This is a genomic window from Gottfriedia luciferensis, assembly GCF_002156865.1.
Lineage (GTDB): Bacteria > Bacillota > Bacilli > Bacillales > Bacillaceae_G > Gottfriedia > Gottfriedia luciferensis.
Genome location: NZ_NCTA01000049.1, coordinates 1 through 19707, shown reverse-complemented (window position 1 = coordinate 19707; position 19707 = coordinate 1). Strand labels below are relative to the sequence as shown.

Here is a 19707-nt window from a genome sequence, read left to right as displayed (position 1 = left end):
AAAGTCCTATTTATCTGATTTTCAGACTGATTGAAAACGCTTGTTTTTCGAGGCGCGAAGCCTGGCGAGGAGCGGAGTTACCATTAGACGGTAATGAGCACCGCAGGCAGGCGAAGCAACAAAGAAAGCGAGCGTTTGTCAACAGTCTAACCCCTTCACTCGTAGAAGGGGTTATTAGCTTTAATAAACGATCACCATAGCAACGATGATTCCGACAGTATAGAGAATTGAAGTAAGTAAAGCAATCGGTTTGTAGCGATGATTCGTACGTTTTTCAAGCTCACTTTCTGGGTTTTGGATTTTAAATCCAGTTTGTCCTTGGGTGATGCGCTCCGTGTCAAACAACCCTTGTTTACTCGACAACAAATAAAGAAACATACTCGTTAATAGTCCAAAAAACAGTGTATAATCAAGATAATCTCCACCGTAATAATGCTGCACTAGAAGATTTCCTCCTACTAAAAAGACGATGGTACACAAACTACTAATATATTTTTTCATAATTACCTCACTTTTCAGCAAACGATTATTTTCCACTCATTACCAATTTATTCGCGATGTAATGAAATAAACCTCTATCTTGTTGATTCCAAAACAATTGCGACTTTTCCTTTTTAAATTCTCTTAACAGAGGATTGTATTATACTTAAATTAATAAATTTGAGGGAGTATTTTACAGAAATGAAAAATAAAAAAGAAAAGTTATACGAAGTTGATTTGTATAAGCCTATTCAACATTATTTTATTCAGCGTGAATATGAGGTTTATGGGGAGGTCAACCATTGTGATTTGATTGCTGTGAAAGAGAATGAACTGATTATTGTTGAATTAAAACTTAATTTAAGTGTGGAATTACTTATACAAGCTACGAAAAGACAGCGTTTTTCGGAAAATGTTTATATAGCGATCCCTAAGCCTAATTACAGTCTTTTCTCAAAGAAATGGAAAAATATATGTTATTTAATAAGAAGACTTGAGTTAGGTCTGATAATTGTTTCTTTCCAACAGAATAAAGGACAAGTGGAAATAAAAATTACACCTTCTCATTTCGATCGTAAAAAGAGTATGCAAACGAGTAGGAAGGTAAGAGAACGACTTCTAGATGAAATAAAGGGTAGAAATGGAGACAACAATATCGGGGGAAGTAACAAGACTAAAATTATGACTGCATATAAGGAAAGTTGTATTTATATCGCATGCTGCTTTGAACGGTTTGGACCATTATCGCCTAAAGCACTTCGTAATATTGGTACTAGTAAAAAGACATTATCAATCTTAAATAAAAACTATTATGGATGGTTTACTAGGATTAAAAGGGGAACTTATTGTATTAGCGAATTAGGAAAAAAAGAGTTAGAAGAGTACCCTCAACTTGTTCAATATTACTCTGAATTAATAGAGAACTCTTCTGAAGTTAAGTTATAGTCGATTTGCACGTCAATTTTATAAAACTAGCAGTATAAAATCGAATTCTATATGAACTAGTAAAATTATGAGTTGCGTTTACTGATTAAAAGTAAAATGAAATAACAAATAAAGTAGGCAATAGACGAATGTCATTTTGAAAAATTTGACGTTGTAATTTCTTAAGAAATATCTTCGTGAGATGGTTAATACAATTAAAAAAACGATTAGAGCGATGTAACACAAACTTTTTTTAGTTAGCTAAATAGTGAAAAAGAATGTATGCCATGATGCAAAGCATCGTATAAATTGGAAGAAAATGTGTAAAGTATAAAATGTAAACTCGAGGAGAGTGAAATAATCGTAAATAAACGTTTTTTTGTAAACTCCTTTAAGTTAACAAAGAATAATGAATTTTTATGTTTACGAATTATAGACATCTATAAAGCTACTACATTTTTACTTACTTATTCGAGGGGGAATTATAATTGAATATAACAAATGTTTTAATTATCCTTGGATTCATATTTTTTGCCTTTTTACTTATCGTTTTAATAATAGGTATACTCTATTTGTTTTTTATAGATCGTAAACAGAAACAGCATCCAATCCTCCGTAATTATCCAGTAATAGGACGTGTTAGATACTTCTTAGAAACTATTGGACCTGAGTTGCGTCAATATTTATTTAACAATGACCTAGAAGGTAAACCTTTTTCCAGAGATGAATATGAGCATATTGTCAAAAAAGCAAAATATAAACGAGATGTCCTGGGTTTTGGTTCTAAAAGAGATTTTGAAGAAAAAGGGTATTATATTAGAAATTCGATGTTCCCTAAACTGGCAGAAGAAATAAAAATGGACCGGAAAATAAATGTAACAACAAATCGATATTTATTGATAAAAGAGCCTTTATTTACACAAAAGCAAGAACGACTAGAGAAAAATGATTCACCTGCATATTTATTGGATGATAGTGATGCAATTGTGATCGGGAAAAACACGAGGTATCCTTTTATTGTAAAAGGCCAGATTGGTATGTCTGCAATGAGCTATGGATCATTAGGTGAAAAGGCTATTACTGCACTTTCAGAAGGATTAGCAATTGCGAAGGGGTCGTGGATGAATACAGGTGAGGGTGGTCTGTCTGAATACCATCTAAAGGGTGGTGTTGATATTATCATGCAAATTGGCCCGGGTTTATTTGGGGTTAGAGATAATGAGGGTAACTTTAATTGGGATGCCTTGAAAGAAAAAAGTAAAATTCCTGAAGTGAAGGCTTTTGAACTTAAATTAGCGCAAGGTGCTAAAACACGTGGCGGGCATATTGATGGAGAAAAAGTAACAGAGGAAATTGCAAGGATAAGGATGGTAGAACCTTTTAAATCAATTGATAGTCCTAATCGTTTTCGAGAGTTTCAGGATTTTCCTTCTTTGTTTGACTTTATAGAGCAAATCCGAGAGCATACAGGAAAACCAGTAGGAATGAAAGTGGTTATTGGAAGTCGTCATGAAGCAGATGAATTAGCAAAACAGATAAAAAGTACTGGGAAGGGTCCTGACTTTATTACTGTAGATGGTGGTGAAGGGGGAACAGGTGCTACATATCAGGAATTGGCGGATAGTGTAGGTTTGCCAATTAAATCTGCATTACCATTAATGGATTATGCTTTAAGAAAATATGGTGTACGTGACCAAGTTAAAATCATCGCCTCAGGAAAATTATTTTCGCCAGATCGAGTAGCGGTTGCACTAGCAATGGGAGCTGACCTTGTTAATATTGCAAGAGGGTTTATGATTACAATCGGTTGTATTCAAGCATTAAAATGCCACTCCAATGCATGTCCGGTCGGTGTGGCCACAACAGATCCTGATTTACAAAAAGCGCTAGTCATTGATGAAAAAAAATATCGAACAGCGAACTATCTAATATCAATGCGTGAAGGGTTATTTCGATTAGCTGCGGCTGCGGGTTTAGATTCCCCTGTCCATTTCCAAAGTGAACATGTGGTGTATAAAGATGAAAAAGGGAAAGTATGGTCACTGAGTGAAATTTATGAATCTGTGGTAGAAAAAGTAGATTAAAAAAAGTATATTAAACGGATTTTTCTTCGCTTGACTACAGACTTAAAGTCGATACTAATTTAATTCAATTAATGCATGAGAAGAGTCACATAAGTGACTTCAGACTGTTGACAAACGCTCGCTTTCTTCGTTGCTTTGCCTGCGGTGCTCATTACCGTTTATGGTAACTCCGCTCCTCAACAGACTTCGCGCCTCGAAAGACAAGCGTTTTCAATCAGTCTGAATTTCAAGTTTTCAGACTTAATCTACACACTGGAGTCACATAAGTGACTTTTTTTTATTGAACAAACTGGCAATATAGATATGTTAGTATTAGTTAAAAAGGGGGATTAAAATGGAAATTCGTTCAGTTAAAGGTTCAGATTATGATGTAATTTCACCACTAATCAATGAGTGGTGGGGTGGTAGGAATATGTCTGATATACTACCAAAATTATTCTTCGATCATTTTACACAAACAAGTTTCATTGTAGAAAAGGATGGTAAACTTGTGGGGTTTCTAATAGGATTTCTTTCTCAAACGCATTTAAATGAGGCGTATATTCATTTCGTTGGTGTTCATCCTGACTATAGAAAGCATAATATTGCAAAAAATTTATATCATAAATTTTTTAAGATAGTAAAGCAAAATAATCGAAGAATTGTTCGTTGTGTAACGTCACCTGTCAATAAAGTTTCCATTGCTTTTCATTCTAAGTTGGGTTTTGAAATTGAAGATGGTGATCATATTGTTGATGGTCTATCTATAAATAAAAACTATGACGGACCAAATCAAGACAGAGTTTTATTTGTAAAAAATTTAGATTAAATGATAGTTTCATATGGAACGAACGTATACATAGTTCAAAGTGGGAGCAGGTTCTACTTACATAAAGAAAATGCTAGTTCAGTTAAAATGATAATAAAAGTTGGAATGAAAAATTCTAAAAAGAAGGAAATTTTTTCCTTTTTGTTGAAGTTTACTAGATTAGTTGTTAAATCAAGAAGATAATTTGTCAATCATCTCAATAATCCATTTAATAAGAGAGGTTGTTTCGTTTGAATTATATTGAGAATATGAAACCGTTGATTTGGAAAAAGGGATCAAAACGATTTATTTTTTATGTACCAATTTGGCTATTCTTATCAGCGATCGCGGTTTATATCGCTACGTGTATTTACGGCATGAAAATTGGAATTAGTGTAAGTGAAACAATAGACGCAATTTTAGCTACTGGTGATTATCCCAACGGTTTACCAAGTGAACTTAACGAGAGGATGTATCATTTTGGGACCTATTATCTAGCTGATTTGACATCACTGATGTTCCTTTATATCTTAGTCGTTTATATGTTCGCAAAAGGGATTTGGGTAACAAAAGGCATGTTCCGAAACACTGTTTCAGCAAAAATGTGGTACATTGCTATTTGTACTATTTTTATTTATTGCGTACTAGAATCAATCATAACATTTTTTTCACATTTAACAGGTCAAAACCAGGAACTAATAGAAGAAAGCTTCAGACATGCCCCTCTTATGATGTTTGTCACTACTGTCTTCACTGCTCCCATTCTAGAAGAAATCATTTTCCGCCGTTATTTATTTGGAATCTTTTTGCAAATGGAGAAAAAAGTGTGGAAATGGTTTGGGTTTCTTTTTAATTCATTTTTATTTGGCGGACTTCATTTGGCATCTATAAGTGAAATTAATCTTTTACCATTTTACGTGATTCCTGGTTTCCTTTTTTCTTATGCGTATGCAAAAACAGGACGGTTAGTCGTTCCAATCGTAATGCATATAATCACGAACGGATTTGCTACACTTACGTTTTTTATCACTCAATAAGAAGCAAATGGAATAGTTTGTTAAAGACTATGGATCGGTTTTTTTTTTTATTTTTCTATCCATTCTGGCATTATATTAGTATTTTAATTTTTTGGAAACAGCGGGCTGTTGTAGCTCGTTTTTTTATTGAAATAAATTGAGTTTAGTAGAGAAAGGGTATGTAAACGATTTAGGTTAAAATGACAGGACCGTAAAATAAGAGATGATATAATTAAATTAATGTATTAAATTCAAATTTGTAGAACAATTCGAGGGGATAAATTTAAGTTCAGAAGGAGATGTTGGATTTGTCAAAATCACTTATATTTGATATGGACGGAACACTATTTCAAACAAATAAAATTTTAGAGATATCACTTAATGATACTTTTAATCATTTACGTTCGAAAAATTTATGGGATAAAGAAACGCCTATTGAAAAATACCGTGAAATTATGGGTGTACCATTACCAAAAGTTTGGGAAGCATTGTTACCTATTCATTCTAAGGAAGTAAGAGAACAAACAGATACGCTTTTTTTGTCAAGTTTAATTGAAAACATACGGAACGGAAAGGGAGCATTATATCCGAATGTTAGGGAAGTTTTTGATTATTTAAAGATAAATAATTATTCAATATATATTGCCAGTAATGGCTTAATTGAATATTTAGATGCTATTGTTAAATATTATAGCTTGGATAAATGGGTTTCGGAAACGTTTAGTATTCAACAAATCGAAACGCTTGATAAGGGAGATTTAGTCAAATCCATAATCAGTAAATATAATATTAAGGCCGGAGCTGTAATTGGAGATCGCTTATCTGACATAAATGCGGCTAAAGATAATGGTTTAATTGCAATTGGTTGTAAATTTGATTTCTCACAAGAAGATGAACTTGAACATGCTGATATAGTAATAGATGACTTCATTCAGCTAAAAAAAATCTTCACAGAAACGAAAATTACATTATCCAATTAAAGAATGCATTGATGACTAGAGAGGTCATCAATGCATTTATATTTAAATATTTAGCGTAATGTTCTTTATTTTCAAATAGCTATAACAATAAACATCGGAAGGCATTATAAAGGAAAAACTTACGTATGGAGAGTCGAAAAAAAAGGGTAGCTTAAGCTATCCCTTTTTGAAATCGAAACAGATTGTTTAGTTTAGGTAGAAACTTCAATTTTACGAATAAGTCTACCAATCATCGGCCTATTAAATGACTAAATTGGTTGGAATCATATAAAATCCCTATCCTTCTATTCAATTCAAATTCACGTGACCGTAAAAATACCAAACTTGTTACTGACTAAGCTTTGCAGTTTTTTGTAATTTTTCACCTTTCGTATAAATAAACAAAACGCCAGATAATGTGATTACTCCCCCTATCACGGATCTAGGGCTTGGTACTTCTCCAATACATATCCAAGCTAGTATGAACGCTACTACTGGAGTTAGGTAGAGGGAACTGGTTGCTTCTGAAGATCCTACACGTGAGGTAACGTAAGCCAATGCAAGATACGGAATAACTGTAGGAAAGATACCTAAATAGATAATGCTAAGTGTTGATTCAATAGATGATTTTGTCATTTCGGTTACTAATCCTGGGAGAAAGAAAAGCATGAAAAAAGTTCCTGCCCAAATTGTATAAGTAGTAAATGCAAGAAATCCATATTTTTTTAAATAACGTGCCTGAAAAACAAAGTATAGGCTTTCGGCAAAAGAGGCTAAAAGAATGAATAAAATACCGCTATTTAATTGGACATGTTCCCCAGCACCGAAAGATAGTAAAGCGACTCCTAAAAAGCTTATGATTGATCCAATCCACCTTGATAATCCAAACCGTTCATGAAGAAACCAACCTGCTAAAAGAGCCGAAAAAATAGGAGTCATAGACACAATTAGACTTGCTTCACCAGCATTTACTGTTTTCTCCCCTATGTTTAACGCTGTATGGTAAACAGTGAACCCTAAAAATCCTAACAATAAAATAAATGGAATATCTTTACGATCTGGTAATGGCATTTTCGTTACTGTAGCAATAACGAACAGAGTTATTGAACCAATTAGAAGTCGAAATAGTGTAAGATGTTCAGGTGTATATGATTCTAATCCAACCTTTATTCCAGAAAATGCAGAGGCCCACAAAAAAATAGTTAAACTAAATGCGGCGATTACACGAAAACTCCATTGTTTATTCAACTGATTCCCTCCTTATACATAAACTCAACCAATATTGTTTCTACTATTTTGTAATTCTCATATTATTAAGGATTTGATAAAATGTCTTCAACAGGTTGAGAAAATAGTAACCCAACCACTTTAGGTTGAGAAGGAGAATAGATTTTAATGGAAAACCTCTATCAAAAACCAAGTAAACAATCCCCTAAGTATAAGCAAATAATGGATTATATCAGAGAGAAAATCGCTAATGGAGAATGGCCTATTGGAAGTAATATCCCAAGTCAGCGAAAATTAGCAGAGCTGTTCGGCGTGAATCGGAGTACGATCATCACTGCTTTAGAGGAATTAATGGCAGATGGGTTGATAGAGGGGATAAAGGGAAAAGGTACAGTTGTAGTGAATAATACATGGACACTACTTGCTGGAAATTCATTTCCCGATTGGAACATCCATTTGAAATCGGGTTTACATAAACCAAGTCAATCTGCAGTTCAAGAGATTAATCAAGCTGAATCAAACAAAGAACTAATTCAGTTAAGTAAAGGGGAACTTTCCAGAGATCTATTTCCGATTGATTCAATGCAGAAAGTTATTCAAAAAGTATCTGAGAATATGGAAGCTTTCGGATATGAGGAACCTAAAGGGTTTCTACCTTTACGAGAAGCTTTGAGCAATTATTTAAGAACAATTGGTGTGAATGCATCTTCTTCTTCAATTTTAATTGTTTCTGGAGCATTGCAAGCTTTGCAATTGATTTCAGTTGGGCTTTTACCTAAAGAGTCAACTGTATTACTTGAAAACCCTTCATACCTTTATTCTCTTCAAGTGTTTCAATCAGCAGGGATGAAGCTATCTGGGCTACCGATGGATGAAGATGGCATTCTACCAAACTTCATTTCTGTATCAAAGAAACAGCGTAGCAAAGCGATCTTATATTCAATACCTAGTTTTCATAATCCAACCGGAATATTAATGTCAGAAAAACGACGCCAAGAGCTCATTCAAGTATGTGAAAAAGAACAACTTCCGATAATAGAAGATGATATTTATCGTGAGTTATGGATTGACGAGCAATCTCCTTCTCCTTTAAAAGCAATGGATAAGCATGGGCATGTATTATATCTTGGCAGTTTATCTAAATCGTTAACCCCTGGTTTAAGAATTGGTTGGATTGTCGGACCGGAACCAATAATAGAACGATTATCGGATATTAAAATGCAAACAGACTATGGTACTAGTTCTCTATCTCAAAGAGTCGCTGTTGAATGGTTAACAAGTGGATTATATCAGCAACATGTGGAGTCTGTACGTAAACAACTTAAAATACGACGTGAAGTAATGTTGGATGCGATTGAAACTCATTTAAACGATATTTCAACTTGGAATGTACCAAAGGGAGGATTTTTTATTTGGTTAAAAATACTTCCAAAAATATCGATGAGAGAACTTTACATGAGGGCATTATCAAAAGGAATCCTTCTTAATCCAGGGAATATTTATACTAAAGAATCAAATCGTTATCTTCGACTATCTTATGCCTATGCGCCATTAGAAGAGTTGAAGACGGGAATCTACGAAATTAGTCTTATGATTAGAGAACTATCAAACCATTAATTTTTTATTACGATATAATATATGGATATACGTTGTTTTAAAATTGCGTAGTTAAAAAGAGATAAAAAATAAGACTAGAAAAATAAAAATTGCAATAGTAGTAGATTCCATAAACGAACTTAAATAATAAGGTATTTTTATTTAAAATGAGGTGAATCAATTGATTTTAGTGAGTTCTTGTTTAGCTGGTTTAGAAGTTAGATATAACGGTTCGCATAGTTTAGATAATCGAATTCGAAAACTGTTACAAGAAAAGAAAGCAATTAGTGTTTGTCCCGAATTACTTGGTGGTTTGTCCACACCAAGAGAGCCGGCCGAAATAATTGGTGGTGACGGAGAAGATGTTCTTGATGGAAAAGCAAAAATAGTAGAAAAATCGGGCAGAGATGTAACAGAATTATACATAAAAGGTGCATACGAAACATTAAAAAAAGCTCTGGAAGTTAATGCAACTATTATTGTTCTTAAAGAGTACAGTCCATCCTGTGGGAGTAACATGATCTATAATGGTGAATTTAAAGCTAAAAAAGTTGTTGGAAATGGAGTCACAACTGCTTTACTGAAAAGAAACGGTTTAAGAGTAGTTTCAGAAGAAAATCTTACTGATTTACTTGATGAGATAAACTAATTTATGTTGTCTGATTTTTCAACCTGTATTTGTTAATTAGATGAATTAGGATTTAAAAACGTATTTTAGATTAATAGATTAACTTAAAAGTAAAATTGGTTCTTCAATTAATATACACTTCAACGCGAGGTTTGAATATGATGGGTATAAATGTATATTAATACTTGATGTTGAAAAGAGGTATATTATGGATCAATTTTCGGGGATGCCCGTTCAACAAAGTGATAATGGGCAGACTGGTGACATTGAAAGAAGGACCGTTCAACGAATGAATGAAGAATCGACAGGAGATCGATCTATTTATGAATTTGAGAGTATGTTACGAAATAATATCGTATTAAGTGCAAGAGCGATGTTTCAAAGTAGAGTAAGCTTTGCAGTTTTTGAAAGATCTAGATGTAATCCTATGTTCTGGCATTTAATGAGAACCGGTGGATTCCTATTGAGGCAAGGTGTAAGACCTTCTGATGCAATTAGAGATATTTTCTTAAACAGTTCATATTATGCGTTTGAATGTGCGACAGCAAATGTCATTATCCTTTACCATGCGATTTTAAATCTGATTGGTGATGACTTATTTAATCAACTATTTAAAAACATCTATTTATACGGCTGGCATGCTGATCCTGATCTCGGAATAAATGCACAATATTCTGACCGCTTTTTCCCTGGGGATATCTTATATTTTAATAATCCAGATTTTAGTCCATTAACTCCTGAGTGGAGAGGAGAAAATGCCGTTGTTCTAGGAAATGGTTTGCTTTTTGGGCATGGATTAGGAGTAATGACAGGTGAACAAATGATTTTTGCACTAAATAGAATGAGGTGGCCAGGAGCATATCGGTCAGCCTACCTGACTAATTCAGTTACAAGACCAAATTATAATCATTTGGCAAAAATATCGAGTTGGCAACGGGAGTATGCAATGAATAAACCTAGGAATATAATCTTCTATCCTAACGAAAATTCGATTTCCTTTGAGCAATATAAGTACTTAATAAATTGGATGGAAAGTATGCAATAGTTTAAAAACATGAGAGGAGCTGATGAATATGATTTGGCTCCTATTTTACTTTTAAGCAGTTAGATGAACAAGGGAAAATAAAACTTAACTGGAATTAAAAGCATAGGCTAGAAAAATTAAGCATACATAATGAATACGGAAAGATTAAACGAATGCCGGGATTATGGAATATAAGTTTACTATTTAATGGGAATGAAATAGCATTAAAGTTTTAATCTATGCTAAGGAGGAAACGTTTTGAATCACTATATTTGTGAGACTTGTGGAGTTCAATATGACAGTTCTATAAAAAAACCAACTAATTGCATAATCTGTGAGGAAGAAAGACAATTCGTTCGTTCTAAAGGGCAAACTTGGACTACGTTAGAAACGATGATTGCAAGTGGTATATATAATACTTTAGTACAATTAGAAGAAGAAAATCTTTATAGTATCAATACGAGACCAAGTTTTGGGATTGGACAAACAGCTTATTTAATACAGAATAATGGATTCAATTTGTTGTGGGATTGTATTACATATTTTGATCAAAATACGATAAAAACGATTAATGAGCTTGGTGGAATTAATGCGATTGCTTTATCACATCCTCATTATTACTCTAGTCAGGTAGAATGGGCGGAGACATTTAATGCTCCAATCTATATTCATGAAGATGATAAAGAATGGGTGACAAGAAAGAGCGATAAAATTATTTTCTGGTCAGGTGAGACCCTTGAATTAAGTAAAGGTCTTGTCCTTCAGAGGATTGGAGGACATTTTAAAGGCGGTACTGTATTAGAATGGAAAAATGGCAATAAACAAAAAGGAATTCTACTCTGTGGAGATATAATACGCGTCGTAGCGGATCAAAATTGGGTAAGCTTTATGTACAGCTATCCTAACTTCATCCCATTGCCTCGTGTAACGATAAAGAGAATCACTAAAAGAATAAATGAATTAAAGTTTACTCGCTTATATGATGCATTTAAACTCGTCATAAGAGAAGATGCTGCTCAACATGTACAGAAATCTGCAAAAAGGTATGTTGATGCATTAGATGGAAAATTGTTTAATACATAAACTTTAATTGTTTAAAAATCGATTTAACTTTTAGCGTGTCTTTAAAAAAGATCGCTTTTTTTATTGGAAAACAGTAGAAAATAGGAGGATTCATAAATGAGTAATCAAAAAAGTGTTTACATCGTTTCAGGACCTGCAGGCGTTGGTAAATCAACTACTTCAAATGAACTTGTAAAACAGTTCAAAAATAGTGCATATATCTCTGGTGACTATGTTAGCCACATGCACATTAACGGCAGAGAAAAACCATGGAAAAGTGAAAAGGAAAATGAGTTAATTTGGAATAATATCTTATCACTTACTAGAAATTTCCTACTATATGGAAATAATGTTGTAATCGACTTTGTTACGTTTCAAAATGAAGCAGAATGGTTAAATGACAATTTAACCGATTTAGATTGTACTATTTTTTACATCGTTTTATGGGCTAATGATCACATAGTTATTGATAGAGACAGTTTAAGAAAGCCGGAGAATAGAATGGGGGAGCGTTGTCTCACTTTGATGGAAGAATTTAAGGATTCAGGCTTAAACGAAAGGCATCTTTTGGATACTAGTCATTATTCTAGTGATGAAATGATGAGTATAATCAATTTAATTATGAATAATGAAAATTATAAATTGATCAGTAAAACGAAAACTAAATAACAAAAAATACAATAAGTAAAATTATAAAGTTTAAGTTCAGATAATCTTTTTTATCTAATTAATAAGGATAGTAAAGCGGATGAAATCTACTTCACTATCCAAGACTTAATCTTGAAACCACCGTAGTTCAACAATCTTTCATTCTAATTCATTGAAGAAAATTGTAGAGATTGAAAGGAACAATTAATCTACTACAATATACCCAATCATCGGTCCAAATTTTTGATTATGAGTGTCACAAATTAATTTGTAGACACCTTCTTTTTTGAATACAAGTGGAAGTTCAGTAGTTTTCCCTTTTTTTACTACACCTGATATATTTGTTCCTTCAATGTGAAATTGATGTTCCATTCCATTTATCCCATGTATTTTTATATTTACTTTTTGATTTTTTTCAACCACAATTGTTCCTGGATCCCATCTATATGCTTCTAGTTCAGTCCCGTTATCTAATTTTGTTTTATATTCTGCTGTGACCATATCAATGTTAATTGTTTCTTTTGGTTTCTCGCCTGCTACCGTTTGAATTGATTTTGGTGCTAAGTAATACCATGCGCTAAAGCCAATTACAATGAGAAGAAAACAAAGTAGTAACCATTTTTTCTTAATAAAAACAAAATGCATAATAGCCCCCCTCGAAAATATTTCTTATTTTAAACTATGCCTATTCTATAAATAACTTGTCTAACATTTCTTTAAATTTGTAAGTTTCATATGTTAGTTATTTATTCATCTAATCGAGGGTTTGGTGAGAAAGCAGGATATCGTAAAAGTTTAAGGTGAAATACACACAAATATTTTCTAATATTACCAACAAAAGTAACATTAATTTAGATTGGTCTAAAACCAATATTAAAACTTAATAATACTTTTAAATAATCCTTGAACAGCTCGATAATTTTGAGGAATACTGTGAACTCTAATGAACAATAAAAAAAGGATCTCATAGAGACCCCTTCATTTTATTATTTTTTCATTTTCCATTCAAAAGTTTTTGCAAACTCTTCTACTTCTGGAGAAATTTTTTCTACTGTAGAAGATGCTAAAACTACATTAATCATAGGCTCAGCTTCTTTAGGAACAAACTTTGTAAGGTCAACAGTATATTGAAATACTCTTAGTTCACCGACCATTACTCCGACAGTTAATGTGTCTGCTCCTTTAATGTCAGTTTGCTGAACAAAATCATATGTTTGATTTAAAACGTGTTGTGCAGCAAGTCCTTCTCTCAGTTTTTTATCCATAAAAACCGTTACTGTTATATGCTTTGTAATGTCACGTGCATCAGTTACATCAACTTTTTTAGCATATCGGAAAACGGATGTATTGATTTTAGATTCTTCTTTAGTTTCATTCTTTTCCTTACTAACAACAGGCTTTTCCACTTTTTTAGTAGATTCAGCAGGCTTTTTTGAAGTTTCCTTCGGTTTCTCTGAAACATTCTTTGTCTGTTCAGTGGTATCTTTAGAAACCTTTTTTGTAGCATCACTTGGGTATAAAATAAATGTAATTACAAGTGCTACTAATGCGATTACACCTCTTCGAATACTTGTTTTATTTTTCTTTATAGCTCCTACTATGATACAAATTGGTGCATAGATTGCTAACCCTACAATTATAAATGCTAATAATGTTTTCACTTCGATGCTCTCTCCCATTTATGTATAATAATTCTTATATAAATTTAACATGAATTTAAGAATAATAGGGATAAAGGGGATAAATTATGTCAAAATTGAAGACTATGACTCAAGATACAATAATGAAAACACTAGAATGGTCATACGATAAGGCAATTAATGGTGGCATTCCAGGGATGGACTCAGCAGAAGAATTAGCACAGCATTATTTAAAAAAGCCCGGAACACTTAAAGAGAAAGTTAAACAACTGATCCGTGTGCAAAATACTAAAAGTGGAACAAGTGGATTTGTTACAAACTTAGGTGGATTAATAACATTACCTATTGCAGTACCAGCAAATATTGCAAGCGTATTACTAGTCCAAATGCAAATGGTAGGTGCTATTGCATACATGGGAGGACATGACTTACACGACGATGAAGTGAAAACATTTGTATATCTTTGCTTGGTTGGAAATGAAGTAAAGGACGTTATTAAAACGACTGGTATTCAAGTAGGTATGAAACTAGCAAAACAAGGAATTAAAAGAATACCTGGAGAAGCAATAAAAAAAATAAATCAAGCTGTTGGTTTCCGATTACTAACTAAATTTGGTAGCAAAGGAGTCATAAATCTAGGAAAATTAGTTCCGATTGCAGGAGGAATAATTGGTGGAACAACTGATGCTTTAGCCACTAATACCATTGGTAAGATTGCATATAAAATATTTATCGTGGACAATAAGGTAGAGAAGTCTTTTATTATAGAGATGTGATAATTTACATCTAATAAAAAATAACTAATTTGTGAAAAGAGTTGCTTAATTTGTTATAAGGTTCTCTTCTCGGCGGGTAAACAGTTTGGCCTATTTAATTACTGATTTTCCCTCCGAGAATACGTTTCATTTAAGGACCCTAAGAATGTTAACTTCTTCTTTACTATGTTCATCATTATGACATTAATCCTTAAGCCAAGTTTTTAAGATTAACTTTTTATCTTCCAATCAAAACTCCAACTTAGAAATAAAATAATCTTTCAAAATTTTAATACTACACCTTTTATTTCTTCAATCATACCTATAATCTCTTAATTCAAATTCAATATAAAACTATTATTTTAGTTTGTGTGATAGCTTTACGATAACAGATTATAAAATGTGGATGAGAATTTCATTACAGTTTGTAATCTTGAGTTGGATGATGTTAGGGTATTACTGTAGTTTGGCAGAAAATCTTGAGGGCAGGATAAAATCATATAGGAGTTTTTTGTTTATGCTGACTCATTAATTAAATAATTAAGACAGAATTAATGGCTCTTTTAGTGGGTCCTTTTTTTATTCGCAAAATTAAATTATAACTAAATTTTATTTGTTAATTCCATAGAAATAACATTTAAGCAGCTACTTAAGGTAGGGGCGCTGGTTCAAGTCCAAATGCACCGAAATTCTTTCCTCCGTGGATGAGAATCGTTAACTTGAATTTTAGTGCTGTAATTTAATGGCTAAAATTGTCTAACAGTACTTATTGCTTAGTAGTATAAAATAAATTAGTATTAAATCATTAGTTTTCGAAAAATTCAATCAAGGGAGTAGTTCTATGAAACCAGCTGTTAAAAGGAAAAGTCCGTGTAATTAAATATTTGAGATTTGAGTTTCCTGGCGGTGTTAGTGTAATTAATCCTGTATTAATACCTTAATTAAATAATAAAAGTGAGGGTAAAGCATGAATTTTAAAAAAAGTTTGTTTGTATACACTAGTATTTTTACATTAGCATCGGCATTTTATTCTTCCAATTCTAAAGCAAATGCTAATTTAAATGTTCCTGCAATAGTAAAAAAAGAAGAATCAATTCTAAAAAATACTAAACGCTCAGAACAATACAAGTACGATTCTGATTATCCTGTATTTTTAACAGGAAGTGAAGTTCCACAAATAATTGCTTTGTATTCAAAAGAATCCGATGATTCGGGCTATGACTATATTATAGATACTATGTCATATAACTCAAAAACAAATAAGTGGAGTAATATTTACACGAGAACTATGAAAAATGTTCCTTCAATCATCGTATTTCGAGGTAAAGGTAAATTAATTGATAATAAAAAAGAACAAATTGTTCTTAGCGCATATAAAGATAATGTTTATAATACTGCTTATCCTATTTTATATGGTTCATTGGACAATAAAACAGTGAAACCGCTCTTAGATTATAGTAAATCTAAAGGAATTAATTTTGGTGATGTTGTAATAAAAAACAAAACACTATATTTTACAAGTGACCATTTTGTCAAAGAAAAATATGTTTTTAAAAACAACAAATTCATTAGAACAATAGGAAAAGGTTCTGACGATTTGTATTTAGCATCAGGTGTTAAACATTTACTTTATTTACAAAAGAAAACAATTAACGGTACTACTGAATATTTAGGTCCGAAAACTATTAATATGAAAGTTGGAGATAAATTTAAATTCATTCGAAATGTTAACGACTCGTTTGATTATGCATATCGATTCGCCCCAGATACTGGTGATGAATTGTTTGAATTGTTTGGTTCCCATCAGTATATTACAGCTATTAAACCAGGTACTTCTAAATGGATATTGCAACCAAATAGATTTGAAAGTAAATCAGTTACTATAACAATAAATGTTACCAAATAATATTAACTTAGCACTTTTTACATAGACAATCTTTTTCAAATATTTATTAATTTGGTCCGAAAGTTGAATTTAATAAAAATTAAAAAATGAAATGAAAATGGATGAGTTAATTATAGACAATAGACTCAGACTCAAATTAAAAAATTATAAAAAGGTATGGACCTAGCCTTATCTTTAAATTAATAAAACACTTCTCAACCGATACAAAATCGATTACATTAGAGAATGGTGAATTAAAAATACAGCAATCTATCGAAAAATTATTAAGTTTCTATGAGCCACTTGGTTGTAAGCGTACGATTGGACTTAATGATGAAATACACTTGGTAAGATCCATGAATATTAATTTTTTTGATAATGCAGCTAGAATGGGGACAAAAAGGAACATGTTTTACTATGAATTATGCATCAGGGATTTCGGTGTATTGCAATATTTTACAAATGTACCTCAAAAGACTAGAAAGGAAATTATTAATCGAGCGGAAAAATATTTCTTAATCAGCAAATCGGATTTCCCTCTAATTGAATATGCTAGGCAAATTAGTTTAGATGAAGCTGAACAGAAAATTCTTGTCCAAATAGATTAATAGAGCATTAAATCCTATGATTGTTATCATATCTTAGGATTTTTTTATTTTTACAAGAGATATAAGTAATTTACAGAGAGGGAATGTTTAGTTGAGATGAATAAAATTTTACTGAGAATAGAATTGAAAATCTACTTATAAAATATTTTCGAACATATTTACTTCTAGTTGAAGACATTTTTATAGTTTCTGACCTGAGTATAGAGATGCATTATAAGCATATCTTGAAAGAGTATCAAAATTGAAGAGAAAAAAAGTTAGACAGATTAATAGAAATACAGTTAGAAATTATTGTTTTAACAATTATTGAACATCTAGATAGACATTTTGATTCGGTAAGTAATATTACAGATGGTCCAGTTAAAAAATTGGAAAGATCAGCGATATACCACAGACAAAAGAGCATCTATTTCCGGAACAGTAAGTTATCTATTAAAAGGTAAAGATCTACTGTAAGGATTAATATCGTACCATCAATTAAGCGTGACGATATAAAAGTTATAATTGAAGCAGTAGATATTAAGAGAAAGCGAATTGCACGTATCAAAACTAAAACATCTGAACGGATAATGCAGTTAGAGGAGAAAACAAAATTATTAAATGAACAAGAAAGTGAACTAAAATTTTTAAGTAATCAGAAGAAAAGTATTTTAAGAAAATAGAAGTTAGATATTTCAGATACAACATGAAATAAATCGAATTAAAAAGGAATTAAAATACAATGATGAAATCAGCAGCTTGAAATCTTTGATAACATCAAAAGACAATCTTAAAAAGTTATTAACTGAAAATCACATAAATAGAATGAACTTCAAGACATGGCCTCCAAATGACGTTATAACCAAAGTTTTATAGTTACGAGAGACTTTATATTACCGAACAATAAACAGGCCAATATAATGGAGTATAAATGGATTATCAAGTTTAGTAATCTACTATATAATGGAAATGTAGTAATTTTTTTTTTGGAGGGATACAATGTTTAAAAAGGTACTAGCAAAATTAGGAATTGGAGCAGCAACAGTAAATACAATCATTCATACAAGAGATTTATATCCTGGAAAAAATGTAGAAGGTGTAGTTGAAATAAATGGAGGTTCGGTTGCACAAGAAATTAATCATATTGCACTAAAATTAAAAGCTTATGCAAAAAGAAAAAGTGGAGACAGCGAAGTATCCGTTAAGATTCAATTACATGAAGAACGAGTATCCGGAAAATTGCAAATTGAAGCGAATGAAAAGAAAGTAATCCCTTTTTCTTTTCAATTGCCATATTATACACCAATTACAATTGGGCATGGCCAAGTTTGGATTGAAACAGATCTGGATATTGATCTAAGTATTGATCCGACTGATATTGATTATCTTAAAGTCCATGCTCATGAGGAATTAGAGAACTTTGTTGAAGCATTTACAATTTTAGGCTTCCGTTTACGTCAAGTTGAAGTGGAAGCGCAAAATGGACGATTCTATCAAGAGTGGGAGTTTGTTCCTAAATCTAAAAGAGAATGGCGTTTCGATGAAATAGAATGTATGATTGAACCAAATCAAGAAGGATTATATATGAGAGTAGCAGTAGATAAAGCAGGTTCACACCGTGGTTTAACTGAATTATTACAAGAATCTTTAGGACTAGATGAGAAGAAAACAGCTTTAAGTTTTAAGAATGAACAGCTTCATGATTCTCACTCAATTGCTAAAACGATACGAGCATTTTTACTACAATATAATTAATCTGTTGGAGACAGTCTTTCTGTCTCCTTATTTAATATGTTTTACCTGATCTACGAATACAACTTAAAATAAACTATTCGGAATGCTAATTTTAGAATACAATAAGATTAATTGGGAAAAATTAACAATTATTTTTTTAAAAGGGGTTTTTATGAAATCTAATGTTAAAAATTTAAAATGGTTATCAGGTGGATTTGAAGCATTATTAGGTATTCCATTTCTTGGGGGCTCAATCGTTATTGGATTTGGTTATACTCCCTTGGCTATTGCCTTAGTGCTTCATATCATTACTTTAGTGATGGCGAAAAAAGCCGGTGTTACGGCAAATGGAAATATTTTTGGAATCATTACATCTTGTCTTGCTTGGATTCCTATTTTAGGTATGATTATGCATATTCTATCAGCGATTTTTATTTTAATTGGTGCAGCCGTTCAACGTTCAAAATGATGTTTAGTAATTGATTCATTTTTCAATTCCATGTAAAAGACCAACTTTTTGTTAGTTTCAGACTGTTGACAAACGCTCGCTTTCTTCGTTGCTTCGCCTGCCTGCGGTGCTCATTACCGTCTAATGGTAACTCCGCTCCTCGAAAGACAAACGTTTTCAATCAGTCTGGAAATCAGGTAAATAGGACTTTGTCTACACACTG

Annotated in this window: 19 protein-coding genes; 15 read left to right on the top strand and 4 right to left on the bottom strand. The window is 32.1% G+C overall.

Annotated elements, in window-relative coordinates:
• Window positions 1–180 precede the first annotated feature (180 nt).
• Entirely contained in the window at window positions 181–441 is a 261-nt protein-coding gene (locus B7R67_RS19535; protein ID WP_088072664.1) for a hypothetical protein, read from the bottom strand.
• 240 nt (window positions 442–681) lie between these two features.
• Between B7R67_RS19535 and B7R67_RS19530 the strand changes: the two genes are divergently transcribed.
• From B7R67_RS19530 to B7R67_RS19510, 5 genes are all read left to right on the top strand, one after another.
• On the top strand, window positions 682–1425 hold the full coding sequence (locus B7R67_RS19530) for a DUF2161 domain-containing phosphodiesterase (RefSeq protein ID WP_088072663.1): 744 nt from the start codon (window positions 682–684) through the stop codon (window positions 1423–1425).
• A gap of 467 nt (window positions 1426–1892) precedes the next feature.
• The gene (locus B7R67_RS19525; RefSeq protein ID WP_088072662.1) at window positions 1893–3488 is read left to right on the top strand and encodes an FMN-binding glutamate synthase family protein; all 1596 of its coding nucleotides are present in this window, start codon (window positions 1893–1895) and stop codon (window positions 3486–3488) included.
• A 334-nt stretch (window positions 3489–3822) separates the two neighbouring features.
• On the top strand, window positions 3823–4296 hold the full coding sequence (locus B7R67_RS19520) for a GNAT family N-acetyltransferase (RefSeq protein ID WP_088072661.1): 474 nt from the start codon (window positions 3823–3825) through the stop codon (window positions 4294–4296).
• 230 nt (window positions 4297–4526) lie between these two features.
• Complete coding sequence (locus tag B7R67_RS19515; protein WP_088072660.1) at window positions 4527–5312, top strand: CPBP family intramembrane glutamic endopeptidase; 786 nt, start codon at window positions 4527–4529, stop codon at window positions 5310–5312.
• Window positions 5313–5599: 287 nt separating this feature from the next.
• Window positions 5600–6271, top strand: a complete 672-nt coding sequence (locus B7R67_RS19510) for an HAD hydrolase-like protein (protein WP_088072659.1) — start codon at window positions 5600–5602, stop codon at window positions 6269–6271.
• 327 nt (window positions 6272–6598) lie between these two features.
• Here B7R67_RS19510 and B7R67_RS19505 read toward each other — a convergent pair whose 3' ends face one another.
• A complete protein-coding gene (locus tag B7R67_RS19505) occupies window positions 6599–7498 on the bottom strand; it encodes a DMT family transporter (RefSeq protein WP_088072658.1) in 900 nt (299 codons plus the stop codon).
• A gap of 147 nt (window positions 7499–7645) precedes the next feature.
• Here B7R67_RS19505 and pdxR point away from each other — a divergent pair, with 147 nt between their 5' ends.
• The 5 genes from pdxR to B7R67_RS19480 all read left to right on the top strand — a co-directional run bounded on the left by pdxR (window position 7646) and on the right by B7R67_RS19480 (window position 12456).
• Window positions 7646–9094 (top strand): MocR-like pyridoxine biosynthesis transcription factor PdxR, encoded by a 1449-nt coding sequence (gene pdxR, locus B7R67_RS19500; RefSeq protein ID WP_088072657.1) that lies wholly within the window; start codon window positions 7646–7648, stop codon window positions 9092–9094.
• A gap of 160 nt (window positions 9095–9254) precedes the next feature.
• Entirely contained in the window at window positions 9255–9722 is a 468-nt protein-coding gene (locus tag B7R67_RS19495) for a DUF523 domain-containing protein (RefSeq protein ID WP_088072656.1), read from the top strand.
• Between the two features lie 187 nt (window positions 9723–9909).
• Entirely contained in the window at window positions 9910–10746 is an 837-nt protein-coding gene (locus B7R67_RS19490) for a protein-glutamine gamma-glutamyltransferase (protein WP_088072655.1), read from the top strand.
• A gap of 237 nt (window positions 10747–10983) precedes the next feature.
• Window positions 10984–11808, top strand: a complete 825-nt coding sequence (locus tag B7R67_RS19485) for an MBL fold metallo-hydrolase (protein WP_088072654.1) — start codon at window positions 10984–10986, stop codon at window positions 11806–11808.
• 96 nt (window positions 11809–11904) lie between these two features.
• A complete protein-coding gene (locus B7R67_RS19480; RefSeq protein ID WP_088072653.1) occupies window positions 11905–12456 on the top strand; it encodes an AAA family ATPase in 552 nt (183 codons plus the stop codon).
• 183 nt (window positions 12457–12639) lie between these two features.
• Here the strand turns inward: B7R67_RS19480 and B7R67_RS19475 are convergent, their stop codons facing one another.
• Both B7R67_RS19475 and B7R67_RS19470 read right to left on the bottom strand, forming a co-directional pair.
• Entirely contained in the window at window positions 12640–13080 is a 441-nt protein-coding gene (locus B7R67_RS19475) for a cupredoxin domain-containing protein (RefSeq protein ID WP_088072652.1), read from the bottom strand.
• Between the two features lie 341 nt (window positions 13081–13421).
• Window positions 13422–14096: a hypothetical protein gene (locus tag B7R67_RS19470; protein ID WP_088072651.1), complete on the bottom strand. Its 675-nt coding sequence runs from the start codon at window positions 14094–14096 to the stop codon at window positions 13422–13424.
• Window positions 14097–14182: 86 nt separating this feature from the next.
• On the opposite strand from B7R67_RS19470, the gene B7R67_RS19465 reads away from it, so the two are divergent.
• The 5 genes from B7R67_RS19465 to B7R67_RS19445 all read left to right on the top strand — a co-directional run bounded on the left by B7R67_RS19465 (window position 14183) and on the right by B7R67_RS19445 (window position 19505).
• Complete coding sequence (locus B7R67_RS19465; protein WP_088072650.1) at window positions 14183–14851, top strand: EcsC family protein; 669 nt, start codon at window positions 14183–14185, stop codon at window positions 14849–14851.
• A gap of 946 nt (window positions 14852–15797) precedes the next feature.
• Window positions 15798–16736: a hypothetical protein gene (locus tag B7R67_RS19460; RefSeq protein ID WP_088072649.1), complete on the top strand. Its 939-nt coding sequence runs from the start codon at window positions 15798–15800 to the stop codon at window positions 16734–16736.
• A 386-nt stretch (window positions 16737–17122) separates the two neighbouring features.
• Window positions 17123–17323, top strand: a complete 201-nt coding sequence (locus B7R67_RS19455; protein WP_142289595.1) for a hypothetical protein — start codon at window positions 17123–17125, stop codon at window positions 17321–17323.
• Window positions 17324–18301: 978 nt separating this feature from the next.
• Window positions 18302–19057, top strand: coding sequence for a sporulation protein (locus tag B7R67_RS19450; RefSeq protein WP_088072647.1), 756 nt, complete (start codon window positions 18302–18304; stop codon window positions 19055–19057).
• Window positions 19058–19208: 151 nt separating this feature from the next.
• Complete coding sequence (locus B7R67_RS19445; protein ID WP_088072646.1) at window positions 19209–19505, top strand: hypothetical protein; 297 nt, start codon at window positions 19209–19211, stop codon at window positions 19503–19505.
• The last annotated feature ends 202 nt before the right edge of the window (window positions 19506–19707 follow it).